We start from the raw sequence: 18,925 nt of genomic DNA on the forward strand, positions 1-18,925 counted from the left end.
ATTGCACTTACGTCACTCTGTACCGACCTCGACACTTTTCAAACAACAATCGAACATTTTTTGTTCGTATTGATATACTATTCAATTCTGTTTGACGACCTGACGAGAATATTCATATGACAGAGAGACGACGCTTTTCACGTGTTCTCCATCAAGCTCCAGCTAAGATAGAACAACGTGACTTGGCAATTGAAGCTAGGATTCAAGATCTTTCCTTGCATGGTTTACTCATGAAAGTGGAAGAGACTGAGGCTTTGGATCCAACCCTTCCGGTCCATGTGACTTTTTCATTTGATCAATCCGAACAATTGATTACGTTAAAAGCGCAAGTTGTGGATGTCTCTAAGTGTGAGATTAGGTTGAAGATCGCTAAGATAGACATCGAAAGCATTAGCCAACTAAAACGATTTATAGAATTGAATGTAGGCAATAACGACCTTCTGAATCGAGAGTTAGAGCACCTCTCTGGTTTTTAGGAGAAAAATAAATGAACGCCTATTTAAGTAACAATAACTATGTCTAAAAAAATCATCATGCAGATCCCGACGAAAGACGGCGATCAGCAGTTCTATTTGGGCCGCAGTTCGGTCCTAGCAGTATTTGCTTCAGTATTAGCATTACCCGCCGTCGTTGGTGGCGCGTGGTACCTTAATCAGCAGCAGATGCACAATAAAGACGAACTAACACAAATCATCGCCAAACTGGAAAGTGAAAAGGCCGAAGTGACGGCTCTTTACGAAGAGCAGCTTGATACCAATCATTCACTTTCCCAGTCTTTGACGGACAAAAACAATCAAATTCAGCTATTGGGCAAACGGGTATTCGACGTTGAATCGGTTTTAGGTCTCGCAGACGAAGAGTTGATGATCGATGAGAACAGCATGGGGTTAGAGGAGCGAATTGACGCAGCCGCTATCGACTCTGCTGTTCGCGCGACGATGTTCCGTTTGATACCAAATGACAGTCCAGTCACATACCAACGTATTTCTTCTTCTTACGGCAGTCGTATTAATCCGATTTCAGGTAAGAGGCATGTTCATACTGGTATCGATCTGACTTGTAAAAGAGGAGAAGAGATCCTGGCACCGGCTGACGGTGTGGTGGAAACCGTTCGCCCGAGCAATCGTGGTTATGGTAACTATGTCACCATTCGTCACTCATTTGGCTTTATGAGCTCCTTTGCTCATCTACAACGCTTCAAAGTGAAAAGCGGTCAGTTTGTTAGTAAAGGCGACATCATTGCTCAATGCGGTAACTCTGGCAACTCCACAGGGCCACACTTGCACTATGAAGTACGCTTCCTCGGACGAGCACTCAACCCTCAATACTTAATGGAGTGGACGCCAGAAAACTTCAATGACGTCTTTGAAAAAGAGAAAAAAGTGAAATGGGGACCTTTGGTTCAATTGATTGATAACGTTGTACGTCTACAAGTCAATTTAACCAATTCACCCTATCGCGATACCAGTATCAACACAGTATCAAGTGAAGATACGAGTAATACTGCGACGAACTGATTTGTCCATCAACACGAAAAAGAGCAGCTTACGCTGCTCTTTTTGTTTCGGACTCGCACGACTAAATAACCCGTGATTAACCGCGATGAATATTATCATTCGCCTGTTTGAGTAAGTTTTGGCTCTCATTCATAAATTGTTGAGAATAAGTACCAAACCAATCACTCACCTGCTTAAAGCTTTCGATGAATCGCGCTTTGTCTCCGCTATCCAGAATCGCTACCGCATCACCTAAACGCTGATGGAATCGCTTGATCATATCGATATTCTCTTGAGAAGAGAAAATGATATCACCGTACAAGTTCGGATCCTGACCAAACAGTCGTCCCACCATCGCCAATTCAAGGCGGTAGATTGGCGAGCTTAACTTCAACAACTGATCGATGTTCGGATTCTCTTTGCTAAGGTGCATACCGTAAGCAAACGACGTGAAGTGGCGCAGCGCCTGAATCAACGTCATGCCATGATCGTGCTCTTGTGCATCGATTTGGCACAAGCTTGCGCCCCAAATCCCAAACTGTTGCAATAGCCATTGGTAATGCTCGTGACCACGGCCATCACAGTACACAATAACCTGCTTGGCAAGGCTCGGAACATCTGGGCCAAACATTGGGTGCAAACCAACCACAGGACCTTGGTGCACATTCAACATTGCTTGCAGAGGCTTCGACTTGATAGAAGTCAGGTCACACAGAATGCAGTCTTGCGGCAAGTTCCCCAGTTTTTCGATCACCCCTTCCGTTAGATGGATCGGCACCGTGACCACGACTAAACCCGCGTTGTCTAGAATCTCATCCGCATGATCCCAGTCTTTACTACCGAGAACTTTGACCTGGTAGCCCGACAATTTGAACATACGCCCAAACAGGCCACCCAATTGACCATTACCACCAATAATAACAACTGAGCGTAAATCAGGGTTCAAACACTTAAAACCGGAATCTTTCTCGCTGGCATAAGACTCACGCATTGTTCGACGCAGAATATCTTCAATAAGCTGTGGAGGAATTCCCATTTTTTCAGCTTCAGCGCGACGAGAAGCTAACATCGCCGCTTCGCGGTCTGGAGCATAAATTGGCAAACCATGTTCGCTTTTTACTTCCCCAACTTTCTCTACGAGCGCTAAACGCTGAGCCAATAGCTCCAACATTTGCTTATCGACTGCATCAATCTGATCGCGTAATGCGTTAAGTTCAACTGCCATTGATGTTCCTTAAATCCTGTATTAATTAGCCTTTAGACGATTTTCTAAGAAAGGCACTAGCTCTTCATATGCATGACGTAATAGTGCCTCAGTTGAATCCCAATTGATACATGCGTCAGTGATAGATACACCGTATTTCATCTCTTCAAGAGCTAAGTCAGAAGATTGATTTCCTTCATTGATATGGCTTTCAATCATAAGACCGATAATAGATTTATTGCCTTCACGGATTTGATGAATCACATCCTCCGCGACTAGTGGCTGGCGACGGTAATCTTTACGTGAGTTGGCGTGACTGCAATCCACCATTAATGAAGCATCAAGACTAGATTTCGCCATCTCTTGCTCACACTCAGTGACTGATACCGAATCGTAGTTAGTTTGCTTGCCGCCACGTAAGATCACATGTCCATTAGCATTGCCCTGGGTGGTTAACAGTGCGACTTGTCCCTCACGGTTAATTCCCATAAAACGGTGGCTAGAGGACGCAGCTTGCATCGCGTTAATTGCGGTTGCCAAACTGCCATCCGTGCCATTCTTAAAACCGATTGGCATAGACAGGCCGCTTGCCATTTCACGGTGAGTTTGTGACTCCGTCGTACGAGCACCGATGGCTGCCCAGCTAAAAGTATCCGCCAAGTATTGTGGGCTAATTGGGTCTAGAGCCTCAGTCGCGAGCGGGATTTCCATCTCTGCCAGCTCCACCAGAAGTTCGCGTCCAACATGCAGACCGTGCTCAATATCGAAACTGCCGTCTAGGTGTGGGTCATTGATCAGTCCTTTCCAGCCGACCGTGGTGCGCGGCTTCTCAAAGTAAACACGCATAACAATATACAGTTGGTCACTTAGTTGTTCAGAGAGTGCTTTAAGTCGCTTTGCGTAATCCTTCGCCGCTTCCACGTCGTGGATAGAACATGGACCGCATACAACAAGCAGGCGGTGATCCTTCTTGTGAATAATATTAGCGATAGTTTGACGAGACTCTTGAATAAAGCGACGTGCTTTTTCACTCAAAGGAAGCTTGGTTTTTAGTTCCTCCGGAGTAATAAGAACCTGTTCTTCGATAATATTAATATTGCTCAACTCACTTTTCTGCATAACCCTAACCTGTATATTTATTTTTACACCCAACCAAACCTTTGGTGAGACAACTAAGCTTTAACGACAAGATAACAGGCTAAAAAAGAAAAACAAGCGTACATAATAAAAAACATTTAGTGTAAATCTATGTTTACAGTCAAATAAAAAGCCAAAGTATAATTAACTTTGGCTTCTCATCGCTGTTTTGAATCTTTTACAAGAGGTTTAGCTAGTCAAGCGTTTCATCGCTTCACTCGCCGCTTTCCACTCTTGAGATAGCTTAAGTTCGCTTGGAGAAAATGACTGTTTTTTCAGTAATCCATCCGCGAGTGGCACGGTTGAAACCGGTAAGTTGTCTAATACCTCAACGTGCGCTTCTCGTTTATTACACATTAACAACATATCGCAGCCAGCTCTCAATGCTTGAGCACCTCGCTCGGCAGGGCTGCCCATGATCGCAGCGCCTTCCATGGTCAAGTCATCCGAAAAAACCAAACCTTTAAAACCCAATTGCTGACGCAGGACCTGTTTTAACCAGTATTCAGAACCGCTGGCTGGTTGAGCATCATAATGTGGGAAAATCACGTGAGCAGGCATCATGGCATCTAAAATACCGGCATCAATTTGCGCTTTGAAGATCGCCATATCTTGTTCAAAAATATCACTGCGCTCGTCGTATGGTGTTTCTAGATGTGAGTCTGCAATCACGCCACCATGTCCAGGGAAGTGTTTGCCTGTCGTTGCCATGCCAACACTCTTCATTCCTTGCATATAAGCAGTGCTATAGCGAAGAATGGTATCGGCATCTTCACCGAATGCGCGGTTACCGATCGCTTTACATTGATGGCCTTGGTCAAGTACCGGGGCAAAGCTTAAATCAATATCATGGGCAATCAGCTCTGCTGCCATTAACCAACCGCCCATACGAGCAAGCTCTTCACCATTTTGATGTTTAGCGTACTCATCAGCAGCAGGAATTAATGAGAAACCTTCACGAAAGCGCTGCACTCGGCCGCCTTCTTGATCCACACCGATCAAAAACGGGCGCTTAGCCGCCTTTCGGATGGATTGAGTAAGTGCTTGAAGCTGTTTGCTATCATGATAGTTGCGAGCAAATAGAATTAAGCCACCAACCGTAGGATGCTCCAAGATTTCTTTGTCTTCAGCGGTCAGTTCATACCCCGCAACGTCAACCCATAACGGTCCCATGTTTTCTCCTCAAAATCGGCTGAATATCTCGTATTCGATGAGGTTATTCGCTTCAGGTTTGCTTTACAATAAGTGAATGAAGAATTGACGAGATCGGCTATGAAATTTAACGAACTGTACATTGGTGTGATGTCTGGAACGAGTATGGATGGTGTTGATACCGCTCTAGTTGAAATAAGCGATGAGCACGTTCGCCTGATTGCGCACGACGACTACCCAATGCCCGCAGCACTAAAAGACATGCTGTTATCTGTTTGTACCGGTCAAGCAACAAATTTAAAAGCCATAGGTGAACTTGACCACCAGCTCGGCCACCTATTTGCAGATGCCGTGTTACAGCTGCTCAATAAGTCTGGTTACGTCGCAGAGCAAATTCGTGCGATTGGTAATCACGGTCAAACAGTGTTCCATCAGCCTACCGGAAACTTGCCGTTTACCACTCAATTGGGCGATGCCAACATTATCGCGGTCAAGACAGGCATTGATACGGTAGCGGATTTTCGTCGTAAAGACATGGCGCTAGGTGGACAAGGTGCCCCACTCGTCCCTGCTTTCCATAAAAGCATTTTTGCGATGCAGGATTCCACAACTGTGGTACTTAACATTGGAGGCATTGCCAATATCTCGGTACTGCATCCAGAACAACCAGTCATTGGCTATGACACAGGCCCGGGCAATATGTTGATGGACGCATGGTGTGCTCTGCATACTGGGCAAAGCTTCGACGAAGATGCACAATTTGCACTTAAAGGAACGGTAAACGCTACTTTGTTGACTCAATTACTCAAAGAAGCTTACCTCGCCATGCCAGCCCCTAAAAGTACCGGACGAGAACTGTTCAATATTGACTGGCTGCATCAACAAATGGTCCATCACAAGTTACCAATCGAAGACGTACAACGTACACTTTGCGAGTATTCTGCAATTACCATTGCCAACGAAGTCGACAAGTTTTCTCATGGCATCACACCTCAACTATTGGTCTGTGGCGGTGGAGCAAGAAACCCACTTTTGATGCAGCGACTAGCTAAGTTATTGCCACAATGGAGCGTTGCGACAACGGCAGAAAAAGGCGTTGATGGCGACTACATGGAAGCAATGGCGTTTGCTTGGCTTGCGCAGCGCCATATTCACGGCCTCCCTAGCAACTTACCGGAAGTTACGGGGGCAAGTCGTCTCGCTTCACTGGGTGTACTCTATTCAAAAAATTAAGGGCAATAGATCCTAAACAAAAAGGCTTAATTCATTATGACGAACGATGCACTTATCGCAGCTTTATCCCATCTGGTATCTGAAGGGCGAAATCCAGACACCATGGACATCGACTTGCTGCCTTCTCTCGATATTGTTCAACGCATCAACCAACAGGACAAACTCGTTCCTCTTGCCGTTGAAAAAGTATTGCCTGAGATCGCTGAAGCCGTTGATAAGATCACGGAAGCATTTAAGGTCGGAGGTCGGTTGTTTTACATCGGTGCGGGTACCAGTGGTCGACTTGGCGTTTTGGACGCTTCAGAATGCCCACCAACTTTTGGCACAGATCCAGAGATGGTCGTTGGTATTATTGCTGGTGGAAAAGAGGCAATGTTCCGTGCAAAAGAAGGGGCGGAGGACGACCCAGCATTGGGCGAGCAAGATCTTAAAGAGAATACGCTAACACAACGCGATGTCGTCGTTGGTATTGCGGCAAGTGGACGAACACCTTACGTGATTGGTGGCTTAGAGTATGCGAACGAGCTTGGTGCCACCACTGTAGTACTATCTTGTAACCCTGACTCTCCGATTGCAGATATTGCTGATATTGCGATTAGCCCCGTTGTTGGACCTGAAGCGTTAACGGGATCCACTCGCTTAAAATCAGGGACAGCACAAAAACTCGTACTGAACATGCTCACTACCGCAAGCATGATTCGCCTGGGCAAAAGTTATCAGAACTTAATGGTAGATGTGAAAGCGACGAATGCAAAGCTAGTTGCAAGAGCGGCTCGTATTGTTATGCAAGCAACAGATTGTACTAACCAAGAGGCTAAAACGGCGCTCAAAGAAACGGACTACGACGCCAAGTTAGCGATTTTGATGATTTTAACCGGGCTGGATAAAGAAAGCGCAACTGAGCAACTGAACGCCAAGCAAGGATATTTAAGAAAAGTCGTGATCGAGCAAGCTAATCAATCTTAATCAATAAAGCGCCTCACTTATTTAAAAGTCAGGCGCCTTTTATGGCTTAATTTAGTAGTTCAATCGTTCAATGTGAGTAATACCGACTTTACCTTCAAGGTCACTGAACATATGAACCATTGCTGGGTATGGTTGTGCTCCAGGGTAGACAACTTCTGCATTACAGAAAAACGCATAGTTTTGTCCGGCTACGACTTGAGTAGCCACAACCAAAGGGGAGTATTTGACACCGACAAACCCCTCGATACCTTTAGCAAATACTTCTTTATTATCTGCTGTGAGTTCATGAAATGGACTCCAGCCACCAGCCATTTGCGTTGACATAATGTGATTCCTTTTTTCTGTGCTCACTATCAAGCAGTATGAACATAGTTTAATAAGGAAGATTTTGCCACATTTATGTGATGCAGACAGTGTAACAACGGCTTTATTGACTATTAATTTGAGTATTCATTCCAGCCACGTTGCCATTCCATGCGGAATTTTTGCGCTTGCTCAGTACCTTCACAAACCCCTTCGTAATACTGACCAGATAACCCCATTTGATACGCAAAAGCAGGATTACAGTACTCACGTAAACCTTCTAAATAACCTTGATCGTAGTCACTTTGCTTAACACTACCCAACTCACGAAGCTCGCTCATCGTGCGCGATGTGTGTCCGGTTATGCCATCTTGATATCCGATTTGATGCCAATCTCCCGACTTGGCAAGATCTGCTGTCGTTGCTGTGCATCCTGCAAGTAAAGCCAGTGCCAGACCTACCGTTACCTTTTTCATGGTTCTTCCTTAAGTAATTGTTTTCAAAAATAAGCTTACCACTAATTATTGGCGCTTGCCGCTGAGCTTGCAGATTTAACCACTGATGACTCAAATCAGCCGCTCAAGACTGTCATCAGCCTTTCGCCATTTTTAAAAACCGCTCAAGCAGCATATCGACCACTCAGTGCTCTATTCGACCACTCATCTACTAACCGAATGCATTTAACACAAGTGACGCATAACATGCATCCTGAGATTAAAAAATTACCCTACCCAACTAAGACCAAGGACAATTGCTATGATGTGGTTTCTAACCTGTGTCGCAGCCCTAATCGGCGGATACTTCATCTACGGCGCTTTCGTCGAGAAGATTTTCGGCATCAATGAAAAACGCCAAACGCCAGCTCACACCAAATCGGACGGTGTTGACTTCGTTCCAATGTCAACAAAGAAAGTTTACCTAGTTCAACTACTTAACATCGCAGGTGTTGGTCCAATTTTTGGCCCGATCATGGGGGCACTATACGGTCCTGCGGCGATGCTTTGGATTGTAGTCGGTTGTATTTTTGCTGGTGCAGTACACGATTACTTCTCAGGCATGCTTTCAGTGCGTAACGGCGGTGCATCTGTACCTACCATTACAGGTCGCTACCTAGGTAATGGCGCAAAACACTTTATGAATATTTTTGCCATTGTCCTATTGCTTCTAGTTGGCGTAGTGTTCGTTTCAGCCCCTGCTGGCATGATTACTAACCTCATCAATGATCAAACAAGCTTGAGCGTAAGCATGACGACAATGGTTATTGCTATCTTTGCTTACTACATCATTGCGACGATTGTTCCTGTCGATAAAATCATTGGTCGTTTCTACCCACTGTTTGGCGCCCTACTTATCTTTATGTCTGTTGGCCTAATGACAGCCGTTGCTTTCTCTAGCGAACACACAGTGATGGGTGACTTCCAAGTTTCGGATATGTTCTCTAACCTCAACCCAAATGACATGCCGTTATGGCCTGCATTGTTCATCACTATCGCATGTGGCGCTATCTCTGGCTTCCACGCAACTCAGTCTCCACTGATGGCGCGTTGTATGGAAAATGAGAAAAACGGTCGCTTCGTATTCTACGGTGCAATGATTGGTGAAGGTGTTATCGCGCTAATTTGGTGTGCTATCGCTCTGTCTTTCTTCGGCTCTCTAGACGCTCTATCAGAAGCTGTGAAAAACGGTGGCCCTGGTAACGTGGTATACAGCGCATCATTTGGTCTGCTAGGTGTGTTCGGTGGTATCCTTGCGTTCCTGGGGGTGGTTATCCTACCAATTACGTCTGGCGATACAGCGTTCCGTTCAAGCCGCTTGATCCTTGCTGAATACTTCAACATGGAACAAAAAACGCTACGTAACCGTCTACTGATGGCACTTCCACTGTTCGTTATCGGCGGTATCTTAACTCAAGTAGACTTCGGCATTATCTGGCGCTACTTCGGTTTTGCAAACCAAACAACAGCGGTAATGATGCTTTGGACTGCGTCCGCTTACCTACTGCGTCACAACAAGCTGCACTGGATTACCACTATCCCAGCTATCTTCATGACCACGGTATGTGTCACGTTCATCTTAAACAACAGCTCGCTAGGTTTTGGTCTGCCAATGCAACTATCAACTATCGTAGGTATTGTGTTTGCCCTAGCTGTGACAGGTTACGTTATCAAAACCTCTAAGGGTAAAGGTGAAACTGAACTGGCTGACGAAGAGAAACCACAAGCCGTATCAGAAACAGCGTAATACTCGTCACATCTGAGTGACTAAGATAGGAGCCTGCCAATTGCAGGCTCTTTTTGTTTTATACCCAAGTCACTTTAAGACTCAGAAAGCACAGCGCAGCATCATTTACTTAGCTGTTCTTATCTATCTGAGCCAAGCATCTTGAGGTTACTTAGGTATACAATAACAACATTGATTCTAGGTTAGGTTCACTATGGAACTGGTCATCTCCCTTTTACAACAGATGTGCGTGTACTTAGTTTTGGCTTACATGCTAAGTAAAACGCCAATCATCTTACCTTTGCTGAGTATTTCTTCGCGCTTAAGCCACCGCCTAATTTGTTACGTACTCTTCTCTGGCTTTTGTATTCTCGGCACCTATTTCGGTCTGCACATCAACGATGCTATTGCCAATACTCGTGCGATCGGCGCAGTTATGGGCGGGCTGTTTGGTGGACCTGTTGTAGGTTTCGCCGTCGGATTTACTGGTGGCATCCATCGATACTCTCTTGGTGGCTTTACTGACCTAGCCTGCGCAATTTCAACCACCGCCGAGGGCGTAATTGGTGGCTTGCTCCACGTTTACCTTATCAAGCGAAATAAAGGCGCATTGCTGTTTAATCCAAGCGTCGTATTCAGCGTCACGTTTGTTGCAGAAGTGGTGCAAATGATTTTGCTGCTCGCCGTCGCGAAACCTTTTGATCAAGCCTATGAACTGGTGTCCGCTATTGCAGCGCCTATGATCATCGCGAACTCATTTGGTGCGGCGTTGTTCATGAGTATCCTGCAAGACAGAAAAGCAATCTTTGAAAAGTTTTCTGCGACGTTTTCGCGTCGAGCGCTCACCATTGCTGATCGCTCAGTGGGAATTCTAAGCAACGGCTTCAACACCGAAAACGCAGAGAAAATCGCACGTATTATTTACGAAGAAACCAAAGTGGGCGCTGTCGCGATTACTGACCAAGAAAAGATCTTGGCGTTTGTGGGCATTGGCGATGATCACCATAAACCGAACACGCCGATTTCATCGCAAAGCACATTAGACTCCATGGAGAAAAACGACATCATTTATCTTGATGGCGCGGAGCGTCCATACCAATGCTCCATTGCAAAAGATTGCAAGCTCGGATCTGCGCTGATCATCCCACTGCGTGCAGGGAAAGAGGTCATTGGTACCATAAAGCTGTATGAACCGAAGCGTAAATTGTTCTCGACGGCCAACATGTCGATGGCGGAAGGAATAGCCCAGCTTCTATCTAGCCAAATCCTTTATGGCGATTACCAACAACAACAAGCCTTACTCGCCCAAGCAGAAATAAAATTGCTTCACGCTCAGGTGAATCCACACTTTTTGTTTAATGCACTCAATACTATTAGTGCGATTACTCGTCGCGACCCTGACAAAGCGCGCGAGCTAATCCAAAATTTATCGCACTTCTTCCGCAGCAATTTAAAGCAGAACATTAATACCGTGACGCTAAAGGAAGAGCTTGCACATGTAAACTCGTACTTGAGCATCGAAAAAGCGCGTTTTACGGACCGCTTAGAGGTTGAAATCGATATTCAACCTGAATTGCTGGACATCAAATTACCAAGCTTTACACTCCAGCCTTTGGTTGAGAATGCCATTAAGCATGGCATTTCAAACATGCTTGAAGGTGGTAAAGTTCATATCTACAGCGAAGCACACCCACAAGGTCACTTGATTACCGTCGAAGACAACGCAGGCAGTTTTGAACCGCCAAAAGAAAACCACTCAGGGCTAGGTTTAGAAATTGTCGACAAACGTCTCACTAATCAATTTGGACGTGATGCAGCGCTAAAAATTACGTGCGAGCCACATCAATTTACTAAAATGAGCTTTATCATTCCCCCAAAATCATAAAAGCACGCTGAAGCAATAAAGGTAATGTTGGATGTTAACCGCACTCGTCATTGATGATGAACAGTTTGCTCGTGAAGAGCTAGCAGAGTTACTGGATGAAACAGGCCAAGTTGAGGTCGTGGGCGATGCCTCAAACGCAATCCTCGGCCTAAAAAAAATCAATGAACTCAAGCCTGATGTGGTGTTTCTCGATATCCAAATGCCTCAAGTCACGGGGATTGAATTACTAGGGATGCTTGATCCAGAAACCATGCCTTATGTGGTTTTTGTCACGGCTTATGATCAGTATGCGATTCAAGCATTTGAAGACAATGCCTTTGATTACTTGCTCAAACCTGTCGACCCATGCCGGTTAACTAAAACGGTCAAACGACTAAACAAAGTCATTAGCCAATCCGCCCTAACGCAACAACTGTCTGCTATTACACCTGACACGTTGGATCAGATACCGTGCATCGGACACAACCGCATCGTTATCATGGCCACCGACACGGTGGAATGTGCTTACAGTGATATCAGCGGCGTGCATGTACGCTCCACCAGCCAAACCGCGAGCACCCAACTGACATTAAAAACGTTGGAAGAGAAAACCACTCTAGTCCGCTGCCATCGTCAATACTTAGTCAGTATTAAAGCGATTAGCGAAATCAAGTTACTGGAAAATGGGTTAGCGGAAATCATTACCAAAACAGGCTTTGAGATACCAGTAAGCCGCCGCTACTTAAAGGTGCTCAAAGAGATGCTCGGCATTAGCCACTAACACAAAAACTTCACACATCATCGCTGAGTTTCCGCTAGCGTATAAATAGGACGCTCTGAAAAGACGAGGCGATGATGTATAAAGTTTTATTCATATGTAAGCACAACGCTGGACGAAGCGTCCTCGCGGAGTCAATCGCAACCAATATCCTGCCAGCAGATTTTAGTGTCACCAGTGGAGGCTCACATCCCACAGGCAAGGTGCACCCAGTGGTGCAAAAATATTTAGATGACCACCAACTCCCCATTCCGCATATCCACACGCATTCATGGGAGGAGCGAACTCAGTTTCTTCCCGACATCGTTATTATTCTCTGTGATTCTTTCCATCAAGAAACCGCTCCTCAGTGGCTTGCAGGTGGTGTTCGAGTAAACTGGCAAGTTGATGCTTTTCCGACCGATGGTTCTGATGAAGACATGTACGCACATTGCGAAAAGGTTGCTCAATCGCTTGAGCGAAGAATCACGAAGATGTCTGATATGATTATCGATGGTTTAGGAAAAGACCAAATTCGTGATTACCTAAATGAGTTAAGAGAGATGTAAAAAAGGCGACCCACAGATCGCCTTTTGAATATTCGATAAATGGAGACTAATCCACTTGCTTGATTTGCAGTTCTTTAGGTACTTCAAAGAACATATTCTCTTCACGGCCAAGTACTTCATCAACCGCTTCGGCACCGACGAGTTCTTTGATTCGCTCTAGAATCTGATTAACGAGCTCTTCCGGAGCAGATGCTCCCGCAGTCACGCCGACCTTTGTTTTGCCTTCGAACCACTCAGGTTTGATATCTTCCGGACAGTCGGTTAAGTAGCCAGGTGTCCCTAGCTTTTCTGCTAGCTCTTTAAGACGTGTAGAGTTTGATGAGTTTTTAGAACCCACCACAACCATAACATCTACGTCACCAGCTAATTCACGTACGGCATCTTGGCGGTTTTGTGTCGCGTAACAGATATCGTCTTTACGTGGACCTTGGATATCTGGGAACACGCGGCGTAGCTCTTCGATAACATCGGCAGTTTCATCGACAGAAAGCGTCGTTTGGCTTACGTAATGAAGATCGGATGGATCTTTCACAATCGCCTTCAGTTTCTCAACATCGGCTGGAGTTTCAACCAAGTACATACCACCGGTTTCACTGGCGTATTGCCCCATCGTACCTTCGACTTCAGGGTGACCTGCGTGACCAATCAGAACCACTTCCATATTACGACGGCTCGCACGCGCCACTTCCATATGCACTTTGGTTACTAAAGGACACGTTGCGTCAAATACGGTCAAATCACGCAGCTTGGCTTCCTGACGAACCGCCTGCGACACACCATGAGCAGAAAAAATCACAATGTTGTTGTCTGGCACTTCATGCAGCTCTTCAACGAAGATAGCACCACGTTGTTTTAGCCCTTCAACCACAAAACGGTTATGCACCACTTCATGACGCACATAAATCGGTGGCTGATACATCTCTAGCGCACGCTCTACGATGCTAATCGCACGGTCTACACCAGCACAAAAGCCGCGTGGGTTAGCTAATAGGATTTTCATTTCATTGCTCATGGAAATTATCTTTATTGGGTTCGCTATTCTACTGACAAAATTTCAACTTCGAAAGTCACGTCTTGTCCCGCTAGAGGATGGTTGAAGTCCACAGTGACTGAATCGCCTGCAATCTCTGTAATAATGCCCGGGATTTCCATGCCATCAGGGCCACTGAAGGCCATGATTGTACCAACTTCCACTTCTGCATCACCTACAAATTTAGTGCGATCCATATAGTGAATATGATCAGGGTTTGGCATACCAAACGCGTCTTCTGCCTTTAGCTCAATCGCTTTTTGTGCGCCTGTTTCGAGGCCTATCAAGCACTGCTCAAAGTTTTCACTCAAGCTGCCATCACCCATAACAAACTTCGCTGGTTTACCCATGTTATGAGTACTATCTGCAACCGATCCGTCTTTCATTTTAATCGTAAAGTGAAGGGTTACTACCGATTCATTGGTTATTGTTGTCACGTTAATGCTTCCTTGTTCTTGGGTTATTACGCTGTCAGCTTGGTCTTTTTATACATTGATATGCTGATTGGCGCTCCAACATAATAAAAAGCGTCGCTCGAATCAACGGACGACGCTTAGGGTTATTCGATATACCGCAAAAGATTACTTGTCAGCGTCTTTTTTACGGAAGCCATCCAGAATAATCATTGCCGCACCAATACAGATCGCCATGTCAGCAAGGTTGAATGCTGGCCAGTGGTAGTTACCCCAGAAGAAGTCTAGGTAATCAACAACAAAGCCATGAACGACGCGGTCAAACACGTTGCCCACTGCACCACCAATAATCAGTGCATAAGCAATGTTGTTCCATTTTTCTTTTGCTGGAAGCTTACTCATCCAGTAGGTCAAAAGACCCGTAACAACAAACGCGATACCTGTAAATAACCAGCGCTGCCAACCAGCTTGATCGCTCAAGAAGCTGAAAGCGGCACCGTAGTTATGAACGTAAAGTAGGTTGAAGAATGGCAACACCTCAATTCGGTTTGCCCATCCGTAGCCCATGTTGTCCATCACCACCAATTTGATGCCAATATCTGCAATAAATACCAGAATTGCTAACCACAGCCAGCGAACTCCAGATTGCTTTAACGTCAGTGCTTTTTCACTCATTACTTTACCTACAAACAGCCCCAGTAAATACTGGGGCTGTTAATTTTAAAAAAAGTTCAGTCGTTCTAGGCAATTACGCGAATTTACGTACTTCACCTTCGCCGTCTACGTTAGACACACAACGACCACAGATCTTCTCGTGACCTTCAATTGTGCCTACGTCTGGCGTGTGGTGCCAACAACGGTCACACTTCTCGCCTTCAGCTGCTGCTACTTCTACAAACAAGCCTTCGATATCCGTCGCTTGTGCTGCATCCGTCTTCTCACCTAGAGGCTTAACTTTCGCAGCAGATGTTAGTAGAACAAAGCGCAATTCATCTTCAAGTTTGTTGATCTTCGCCGCTAGTGCGTCATCAGCAAATAGAGTCACTTCAGCTTGTAGTGCACCACCAATGGTTTTCTCTTTACGCGCATCTTCTAGAAGTTTGTTAACCGCACCACGAACCGCTTGGATCTCAGACCAGAATTCGTTGTTCAGCTCTTCACCTTCAGCAAGACCGAATAGACCGTCGAACCACTCACCAGTGAATACGAACTTGTCGCGTTGACCTGGCATTTCGTTCCAGATTTCATCTGCAGTGAACGACATGATTGGCGCCATCCAACGAACTAGCGCTTCTACGATGTAGTAAAGTGCAGTCTGACAGCTACGTTGAGCGTTGCCGCCACGTTTTGCTGTGTACTGACGGTCTTTAATTACGTCTAAGTAGAAAGAGCCCATTTCGATTGAACAGAATTGCATTAGACGCTGAGTTACACCGTGTGTGTTGTACTCTTCGTATGCTTTAACAATCTCTTCTTGTGCTGCTAGTGCACGACCAACTGCCCAGCGATCTAGCGCAACCATCTCTTCAACAGGAACGATGTCTGTTTCAGGGTTGAAGCCGCTCAGGTTAGCTAGGAAGAAACGCGCTGTGTTACGGATACGACGGTACGCATCTGCGCTACGTTTTAGGATTTCATCAGAAACTGCAACTTCACCAGTGTAGTCTGTTGAAGCAACCCATAGACGAAGAATGTCAGCACCTAGCTTGTTAGTTACGTCTTTTGGCGCAACCACGTTACCGATAGATTTAGACATCTTACGCCCCTGACCATCAACCACGAAACCGTGTGTCAGTACTTGTTTGTAAGGCGCTTCGTCTTTCATCGCGATAGATGAAATTAGAGAAGACTGGAACCAACCACGGTGTTGGTCAGAACCTTCTAGGTATAGGTCTGCACTGTTGCCGTTGTACTCTTCACGAGCATCAACAACAGAGAAGTGAGTGACGCCTGAATCGAACCATACGTCTAGCGTATCTAGCACTTTTTCGTATTGGTCAGCGTCAGCACCTAGTAGTTCAGCGGCATCGACATCCCACCATGCTTGAATGCCTTTCTCTTCAACCAGCTTCGCTACTTTCTCGATCAGCTCTAGCGTGTTTGGATGAAGTTCTGCTGTTTCTTTATGAACAAACAGAGCAATTGGCACACCCCAAGTACGTTGACGAGAGATACACCACTCAGGGCGACCTTCGATCATACCTTCGATGCGGCTTTGACCCCACTCAGGCATCCACTCTACATTCTTGATTGACTCTAATGCTTTAGCACGTAGGCCAGCTTGGTCCATAGAAACGAACCATTGAGGTGTAGCACGGAAGATGATTGGAGTCTTATGACGCCAACAGTGTGGGTAGCTGTGCTCGTAAGCGTGGTGGTGTAGTAGTGCACCTTTTTCTTTTAGTACTTCTACTACTGCATCGTTCGCTTTAAATACGTGCTGACCAGCAAATAGCTCTGTATCTGGTAGGTAAACACCGTTTGAGCCAACTGGGTTTGCTACTTCTAGGTTGTACTTGTTACCAACCGCGAAGTCTTCTTGACCGTGACCAGGAGCAGTGTGAACAACACCAGTACCTGAATCAGTCGTAACGTGATCACCAAGGATCGCCGGTACAGTGAAATCGTAGAATGGGTGTTGGAATTGAGAGAGCTCTAGATCCGCACCTTTAGCAAAGCCAAGGTTGTGGAAGTGCTCGATACCCGCACGGTCCATTACGTCTTTCGCTAGCTCAGCAGCAACGATGATACGCTCAGCGTTGTCGCCTTCTGTTTGGATAAGCACGTACTCTAGATCATCACGTAGACATACCGCGCGGTTTGCTGGCAGTGTCCAAGGTGTTGTTGTCCAGATAACGATAGATACGTCACCGTGACCTTCATGACCTTCAGTCAGCTCAAATTTAGACAACAGTGCCGCTTCGTCAGCCGCTTTAAAACGAACGTCGATAGATGGCGATACTTTATCTTTGTATTCTACTTCCGCTTCAGCAAGAGCAGAACCACAGTCTGTACACCAGTGAACAGGTTTGAAACCTTTTAGAAGGTGACCATTGCTTGCAATCTTACCAAGAGCACGAATAATGTTCGCTTCAGTTGCGAAATCCATAGTGCGGTATGGCTTGTCCCACTCACCCATGATACCAAGGCGTTTGAAGCTCTCTTTCTGACCTTCAACCTGACCTGCTGCGTATTCACGACATTTCTCGCGGAATTCCGCGGCTGTCACTTTTTGGCCTGGCTTACCTACTTTCTTCTCTACCATTAATTCGATTGGTAGACCGTGGCAGTCCCAGCCTGGGATGTAAGGTGCGTCAAAACCTGAAAGTGTTTTGGATTTAATAATAATGTCTTTAAGAATCTTGTTTAGTGCGTGACCAATATGAATGTCACCATTTGCGTAAGGAGGGCCATCGTGCAATACGAATGACTTTTTGCCTTTCTTAGCTTTACGGATTTCACCGTAAAGATCTTCTTTGTACCAACGCTTAAGCATTTCTGGCTCACGATTGGCCAGGTTGCCGCGCATTGGAAACCCTGTTTCAGGTAAGTTCAGGGTATCTTTATACTCACTCATCGATTCTTAATTCCGTTATATTGGGCGAAAATTAGACATTATGTTGAACGGTGGAATAAACCGCTCAACGCTTAAGCTGACGCAGCCACACCCTTGCTGCTTCAGCATCCAATTCGATTTGTTGTTTAAGTGCTTCAAACGACTCAAACTTTTGCTCATCTCGAAGTTTATGCAAAAGTTCCACTTCTAGTTGCTTGCCATATAAATTGGCATGAAAGTCGAATAAGTGCACTTCTAACTGTTGGCGAACACCATTGACGGTTGGTCTTTGACCAATATTAGCAACACCACCAACTGGCTTATTTCCTAAGCCAAGCGCTTGAACAACATAGACTCCGGAAACCGGAGAAACACAGCGTTTCAAAGGAATATTTGCTGTAGGGAACCCAATGGTTCGACCTAGCTTTCTTCCGTGAGAAACACGACCGCTGATGCTGTAGTTTCTTCCCAGCATCTGTTGCGCGGAATGCAAATCGTCACGCGCCAGCGCTTGACGGATAGCCGTACTGCTGACACGTAATTGTTGTAAACAAAAGCTCTGGGTACTTACGACATCAAAGCCGTATTTTTCCCCTGCTTCCTGCAGCATTGCAAAGTTACCTGTACGGCCTTTGCCAAAGCAGAAATCATCACCAACGACAAGAAACTTAACACCCAAACGCTCGACCAACAAGTCACGGATAAACTCTTCCGCGGTTAAACTTGCAAAATGGCGATTGAAATTGACACACAGTAAGCGGTCAATATCGAGCTTACTCAATTGCACGAACTTATCGCGTAATCGCGTCAACCTTGCAGGTGCCTTGTCTTTGGCAAACAGCTCCATCGGCTGAGGTTCAAAGGTCATCACAACAGAAGGCAAGGATAGCCTGTCCGCTTGCTCAGACACTTGCTGCAATACTTGTTGATGGCCTTTATGGACACCATCGAAATTGCCAATAGTCAGCACACAACCATGATGTCGCGGGTTGATATTGTGAATGCCTCTAATCAGTTCCATTGGA

Annotated in this window: 18 protein-coding genes; 8 read left to right on the plus strand and 10 right to left on the minus strand. The window is 45.7% G+C overall.

The window, feature by feature from the left end; all coding sequences use genetic code 11:
- Positions 1-116 precede the first annotated feature (116 nt).
- Positions 117-476, plus strand: coding sequence for a PilZ domain-containing protein (locus tag L3V37_RS14210; protein ID WP_237306499.1), 360 nt, complete (start codon positions 117-119; stop codon positions 474-476).
- Between the two features lie 39 nt (positions 477-515).
- Positions 516-1,517, plus strand: a complete 1,002-nt coding sequence (locus L3V37_RS14215) for a M23 family metallopeptidase (protein ID WP_005381900.1) — start codon at positions 516-518, stop codon at positions 1,515-1,517.
- Positions 1,518-1,593: 76 nt separating this feature from the next.
- On the opposite strand, the gene tyrA is transcribed toward L3V37_RS14215, so the two are convergent.
- The 3 genes from tyrA to nagZ all read right to left on the minus strand — a co-directional run bounded on the left by tyrA (position 1,594) and on the right by nagZ (position 5,010).
- Positions 1,594-2,721 (minus strand): bifunctional chorismate mutase/prephenate dehydrogenase, encoded by a 1,128-nt coding sequence (tyrA, locus tag L3V37_RS14220; RefSeq protein WP_130544975.1) that lies wholly within the window; start codon positions 2,719-2,721, stop codon positions 1,594-1,596.
- A gap of 21 nt (positions 2,722-2,742) precedes the next feature.
- The gene (locus tag L3V37_RS14225) at positions 2,743-3,819 is read right to left on the minus strand and encodes a 3-deoxy-7-phosphoheptulonate synthase (RefSeq protein ID WP_237306500.1); all 1,077 of its coding nucleotides are present in this window, start codon (positions 3,817-3,819) and stop codon (positions 2,743-2,745) included.
- Positions 3,820-4,026: 207 nt separating this feature from the next.
- The gene (gene nagZ, locus L3V37_RS14230; protein ID WP_017821494.1) at positions 4,027-5,010 is read right to left on the minus strand and encodes a beta-N-acetylhexosaminidase; all 984 of its coding nucleotides are present in this window, start codon (positions 5,008-5,010) and stop codon (positions 4,027-4,029) included.
- Between the two features lie 99 nt (positions 5,011-5,109).
- Here nagZ and L3V37_RS14235 point away from each other — a divergent pair, with 99 nt between their 5' ends.
- A complete protein-coding gene (locus L3V37_RS14235; RefSeq protein ID WP_130544978.1) occupies positions 5,110-6,222 on the plus strand; it encodes an anhydro-N-acetylmuramic acid kinase in 1,113 nt (370 codons plus the stop codon).
- 36 nt (positions 6,223-6,258) lie between these two features.
- The gene (murQ, locus tag L3V37_RS14240; RefSeq protein WP_237306501.1) at positions 6,259-7,188 is read left to right on the plus strand and encodes an N-acetylmuramic acid 6-phosphate etherase; all 930 of its coding nucleotides are present in this window, start codon (positions 6,259-6,261) and stop codon (positions 7,186-7,188) included.
- A gap of 51 nt (positions 7,189-7,239) precedes the next feature.
- Here the strand turns inward: murQ and L3V37_RS14245 are convergent, their stop codons facing one another.
- Together L3V37_RS14245 and L3V37_RS14250 are read right to left on the minus strand one after the other, a co-directional pair.
- Entirely contained in the window at positions 7,240-7,512 is a 273-nt protein-coding gene (locus tag L3V37_RS14245) for a hypothetical protein (RefSeq protein ID WP_053350226.1), read from the minus strand.
- 113 nt (positions 7,513-7,625) lie between these two features.
- Entirely contained in the window at positions 7,626-7,967 is a 342-nt protein-coding gene (locus tag L3V37_RS14250) for a DUF2799 domain-containing protein (protein ID WP_005381912.1), read from the minus strand.
- Between the two features lie 280 nt (positions 7,968-8,247).
- On the opposite strand from L3V37_RS14250, the gene L3V37_RS14255 reads away from it, so the two are divergent.
- The 4 genes from L3V37_RS14255 to L3V37_RS14270 all read left to right on the plus strand — a co-directional run bounded on the left by L3V37_RS14255 (position 8,248) and on the right by L3V37_RS14270 (position 12,901).
- Positions 8,248-9,732, plus strand: a complete 1,485-nt coding sequence (locus tag L3V37_RS14255; RefSeq protein WP_005381914.1) for a carbon starvation protein A — start codon at positions 8,248-8,250, stop codon at positions 9,730-9,732.
- Positions 9,733-9,925: 193 nt separating this feature from the next.
- Positions 9,926-11,596, plus strand: coding sequence for a sensor histidine kinase (locus L3V37_RS14260; RefSeq protein ID WP_005381915.1), 1,671 nt, complete (start codon positions 9,926-9,928; stop codon positions 11,594-11,596).
- 31 nt (positions 11,597-11,627) lie between these two features.
- Entirely contained in the window at positions 11,628-12,356 is a 729-nt protein-coding gene (btsR, locus tag L3V37_RS14265) for a two-component system response regulator BtsR (RefSeq protein WP_213908273.1), read from the plus strand.
- 71 nt (positions 12,357-12,427) lie between these two features.
- Positions 12,428-12,901 (plus strand): low molecular weight phosphatase family protein, encoded by a 474-nt coding sequence (locus L3V37_RS14270; RefSeq protein WP_237306502.1) that lies wholly within the window; start codon positions 12,428-12,430, stop codon positions 12,899-12,901.
- 46 nt (positions 12,902-12,947) lie between these two features.
- Here L3V37_RS14270 and ispH read toward each other — a convergent pair whose 3' ends face one another.
- The 5 genes from ispH to ribF form a co-directional block, all read right to left on the minus strand.
- The gene (ispH, locus tag L3V37_RS14275; RefSeq protein ID WP_017636164.1) at positions 12,948-13,913 is read right to left on the minus strand and encodes a 4-hydroxy-3-methylbut-2-enyl diphosphate reductase; all 966 of its coding nucleotides are present in this window, start codon (positions 13,911-13,913) and stop codon (positions 12,948-12,950) included.
- A 23-nt stretch (positions 13,914-13,936) separates the two neighbouring features.
- On the minus strand, positions 13,937-14,368 hold the full coding sequence (gene fkpB, locus L3V37_RS14280; RefSeq protein WP_005381922.1) for an FKBP-type peptidyl-prolyl cis-trans isomerase: 432 nt from the start codon (positions 14,366-14,368) through the stop codon (positions 13,937-13,939).
- A 144-nt stretch (positions 14,369-14,512) separates the two neighbouring features.
- Positions 14,513-15,019, minus strand: coding sequence for a signal peptidase II (lspA, locus tag L3V37_RS14285; RefSeq protein WP_005385948.1), 507 nt, complete (start codon positions 15,017-15,019; stop codon positions 14,513-14,515).
- A 73-nt stretch (positions 15,020-15,092) separates the two neighbouring features.
- Positions 15,093-17,921 (minus strand): isoleucine--tRNA ligase, encoded by a 2,829-nt coding sequence (gene ileS, locus L3V37_RS14290; RefSeq protein ID WP_017821497.1) that lies wholly within the window; start codon positions 17,919-17,921, stop codon positions 15,093-15,095.
- A gap of 64 nt (positions 17,922-17,985) precedes the next feature.
- Positions 17,986-18,921 (minus strand): bifunctional riboflavin kinase/FAD synthetase, encoded by a 936-nt coding sequence (gene ribF / locus L3V37_RS14295; RefSeq protein ID WP_005381933.1) that lies wholly within the window; start codon positions 18,919-18,921, stop codon positions 17,986-17,988.
- Between the last annotated feature and the right edge of the window lie 4 nt (positions 18,922-18,925).

Origin of the sequence: Vibrio sp. D54 (genome assembly GCF_021728075.1) — a bacterium.
Lineage (GTDB): Bacteria > Pseudomonadota > Gammaproteobacteria > Enterobacterales > Vibrionaceae > Vibrio > Vibrio alginolyticus.

Excerpts from the sequence above, each read along its gene's own strand:
- L3V37_RS14255 (WP_005381914.1), top strand. The coding sequence starts at position 8,248 with ATGATGTGGTTTCTAACCTGTGTCGCAGCCCTAATCGGCGGATACTTC.
- L3V37_RS14270 (WP_237306502.1), top strand. The coding sequence starts at position 12,428 with ATGATGTATAAAGTTTTATTCATATGTAAGCACAACGCTGGACGAAGC.
- ribF (WP_005381933.1), bottom strand. The coding sequence starts at position 18,921 with ATGGAACTGATTAGAGGCATTCACAATATCAACCCGCGACATCATGGT.
- L3V37_RS14245 (WP_053350226.1), bottom strand. The coding sequence starts at position 7,512 with ATGTCAACGCAAATGGCTGGTGGCTGGAGTCCATTTCATGAACTCACA.
- L3V37_RS14250 (WP_005381912.1), bottom strand. The coding sequence starts at position 7,967 with ATGAAAAAGGTAACGGTAGGTCTGGCACTGGCTTTACTTGCAGGATGC.
- L3V37_RS14225 (WP_237306500.1), bottom strand. The coding sequence starts at position 3,819 with ATGCAGAAAAGTGAGTTGAGCAATATTAATATTATCGAAGAACAGGTT.
- L3V37_RS14235 (WP_130544978.1), top strand. The coding sequence starts at position 5,110 with ATGAAATTTAACGAACTGTACATTGGTGTGATGTCTGGAACGAGTATG.
- L3V37_RS14210 (WP_237306499.1), top strand. The coding sequence starts at position 117 with ATGACAGAGAGACGACGCTTTTCACGTGTTCTCCATCAAGCTCCAGCT.
- L3V37_RS14260 (WP_005381915.1), top strand. The coding sequence starts at position 9,926 with ATGGAACTGGTCATCTCCCTTTTACAACAGATGTGCGTGTACTTAGTT.
- L3V37_RS14215 (WP_005381900.1), top strand. The coding sequence starts at position 516 with ATGTCTAAAAAAATCATCATGCAGATCCCGACGAAAGACGGCGATCAG.
- ispH (WP_017636164.1), bottom strand. The coding sequence starts at position 13,913 with ATGAGCAATGAAATGAAAATCCTATTAGCTAACCCACGCGGCTTTTGT.
- nagZ (WP_017821494.1), bottom strand. The coding sequence starts at position 5,010 with ATGGGACCGTTATGGGTTGACGTTGCGGGGTATGAACTGACCGCTGAA.
- tyrA (WP_130544975.1), bottom strand. The coding sequence starts at position 2,721 with ATGGCAGTTGAACTTAACGCATTACGCGATCAGATTGATGCAGTCGAT.
- btsR (WP_213908273.1), top strand. The coding sequence starts at position 11,628 with ATGTTAACCGCACTCGTCATTGATGATGAACAGTTTGCTCGTGAAGAG.
- lspA (WP_005385948.1), bottom strand. The coding sequence starts at position 15,019 with ATGAGTGAAAAAGCACTGACGTTAAAGCAATCTGGAGTTCGCTGGCTG.
- murQ (WP_237306501.1), top strand. The coding sequence starts at position 6,259 with ATGACGAACGATGCACTTATCGCAGCTTTATCCCATCTGGTATCTGAA.
- ileS (WP_017821497.1), bottom strand. The coding sequence starts at position 17,921 with ATGAGTGAGTATAAAGATACCCTGAACTTACCTGAAACAGGGTTTCCA.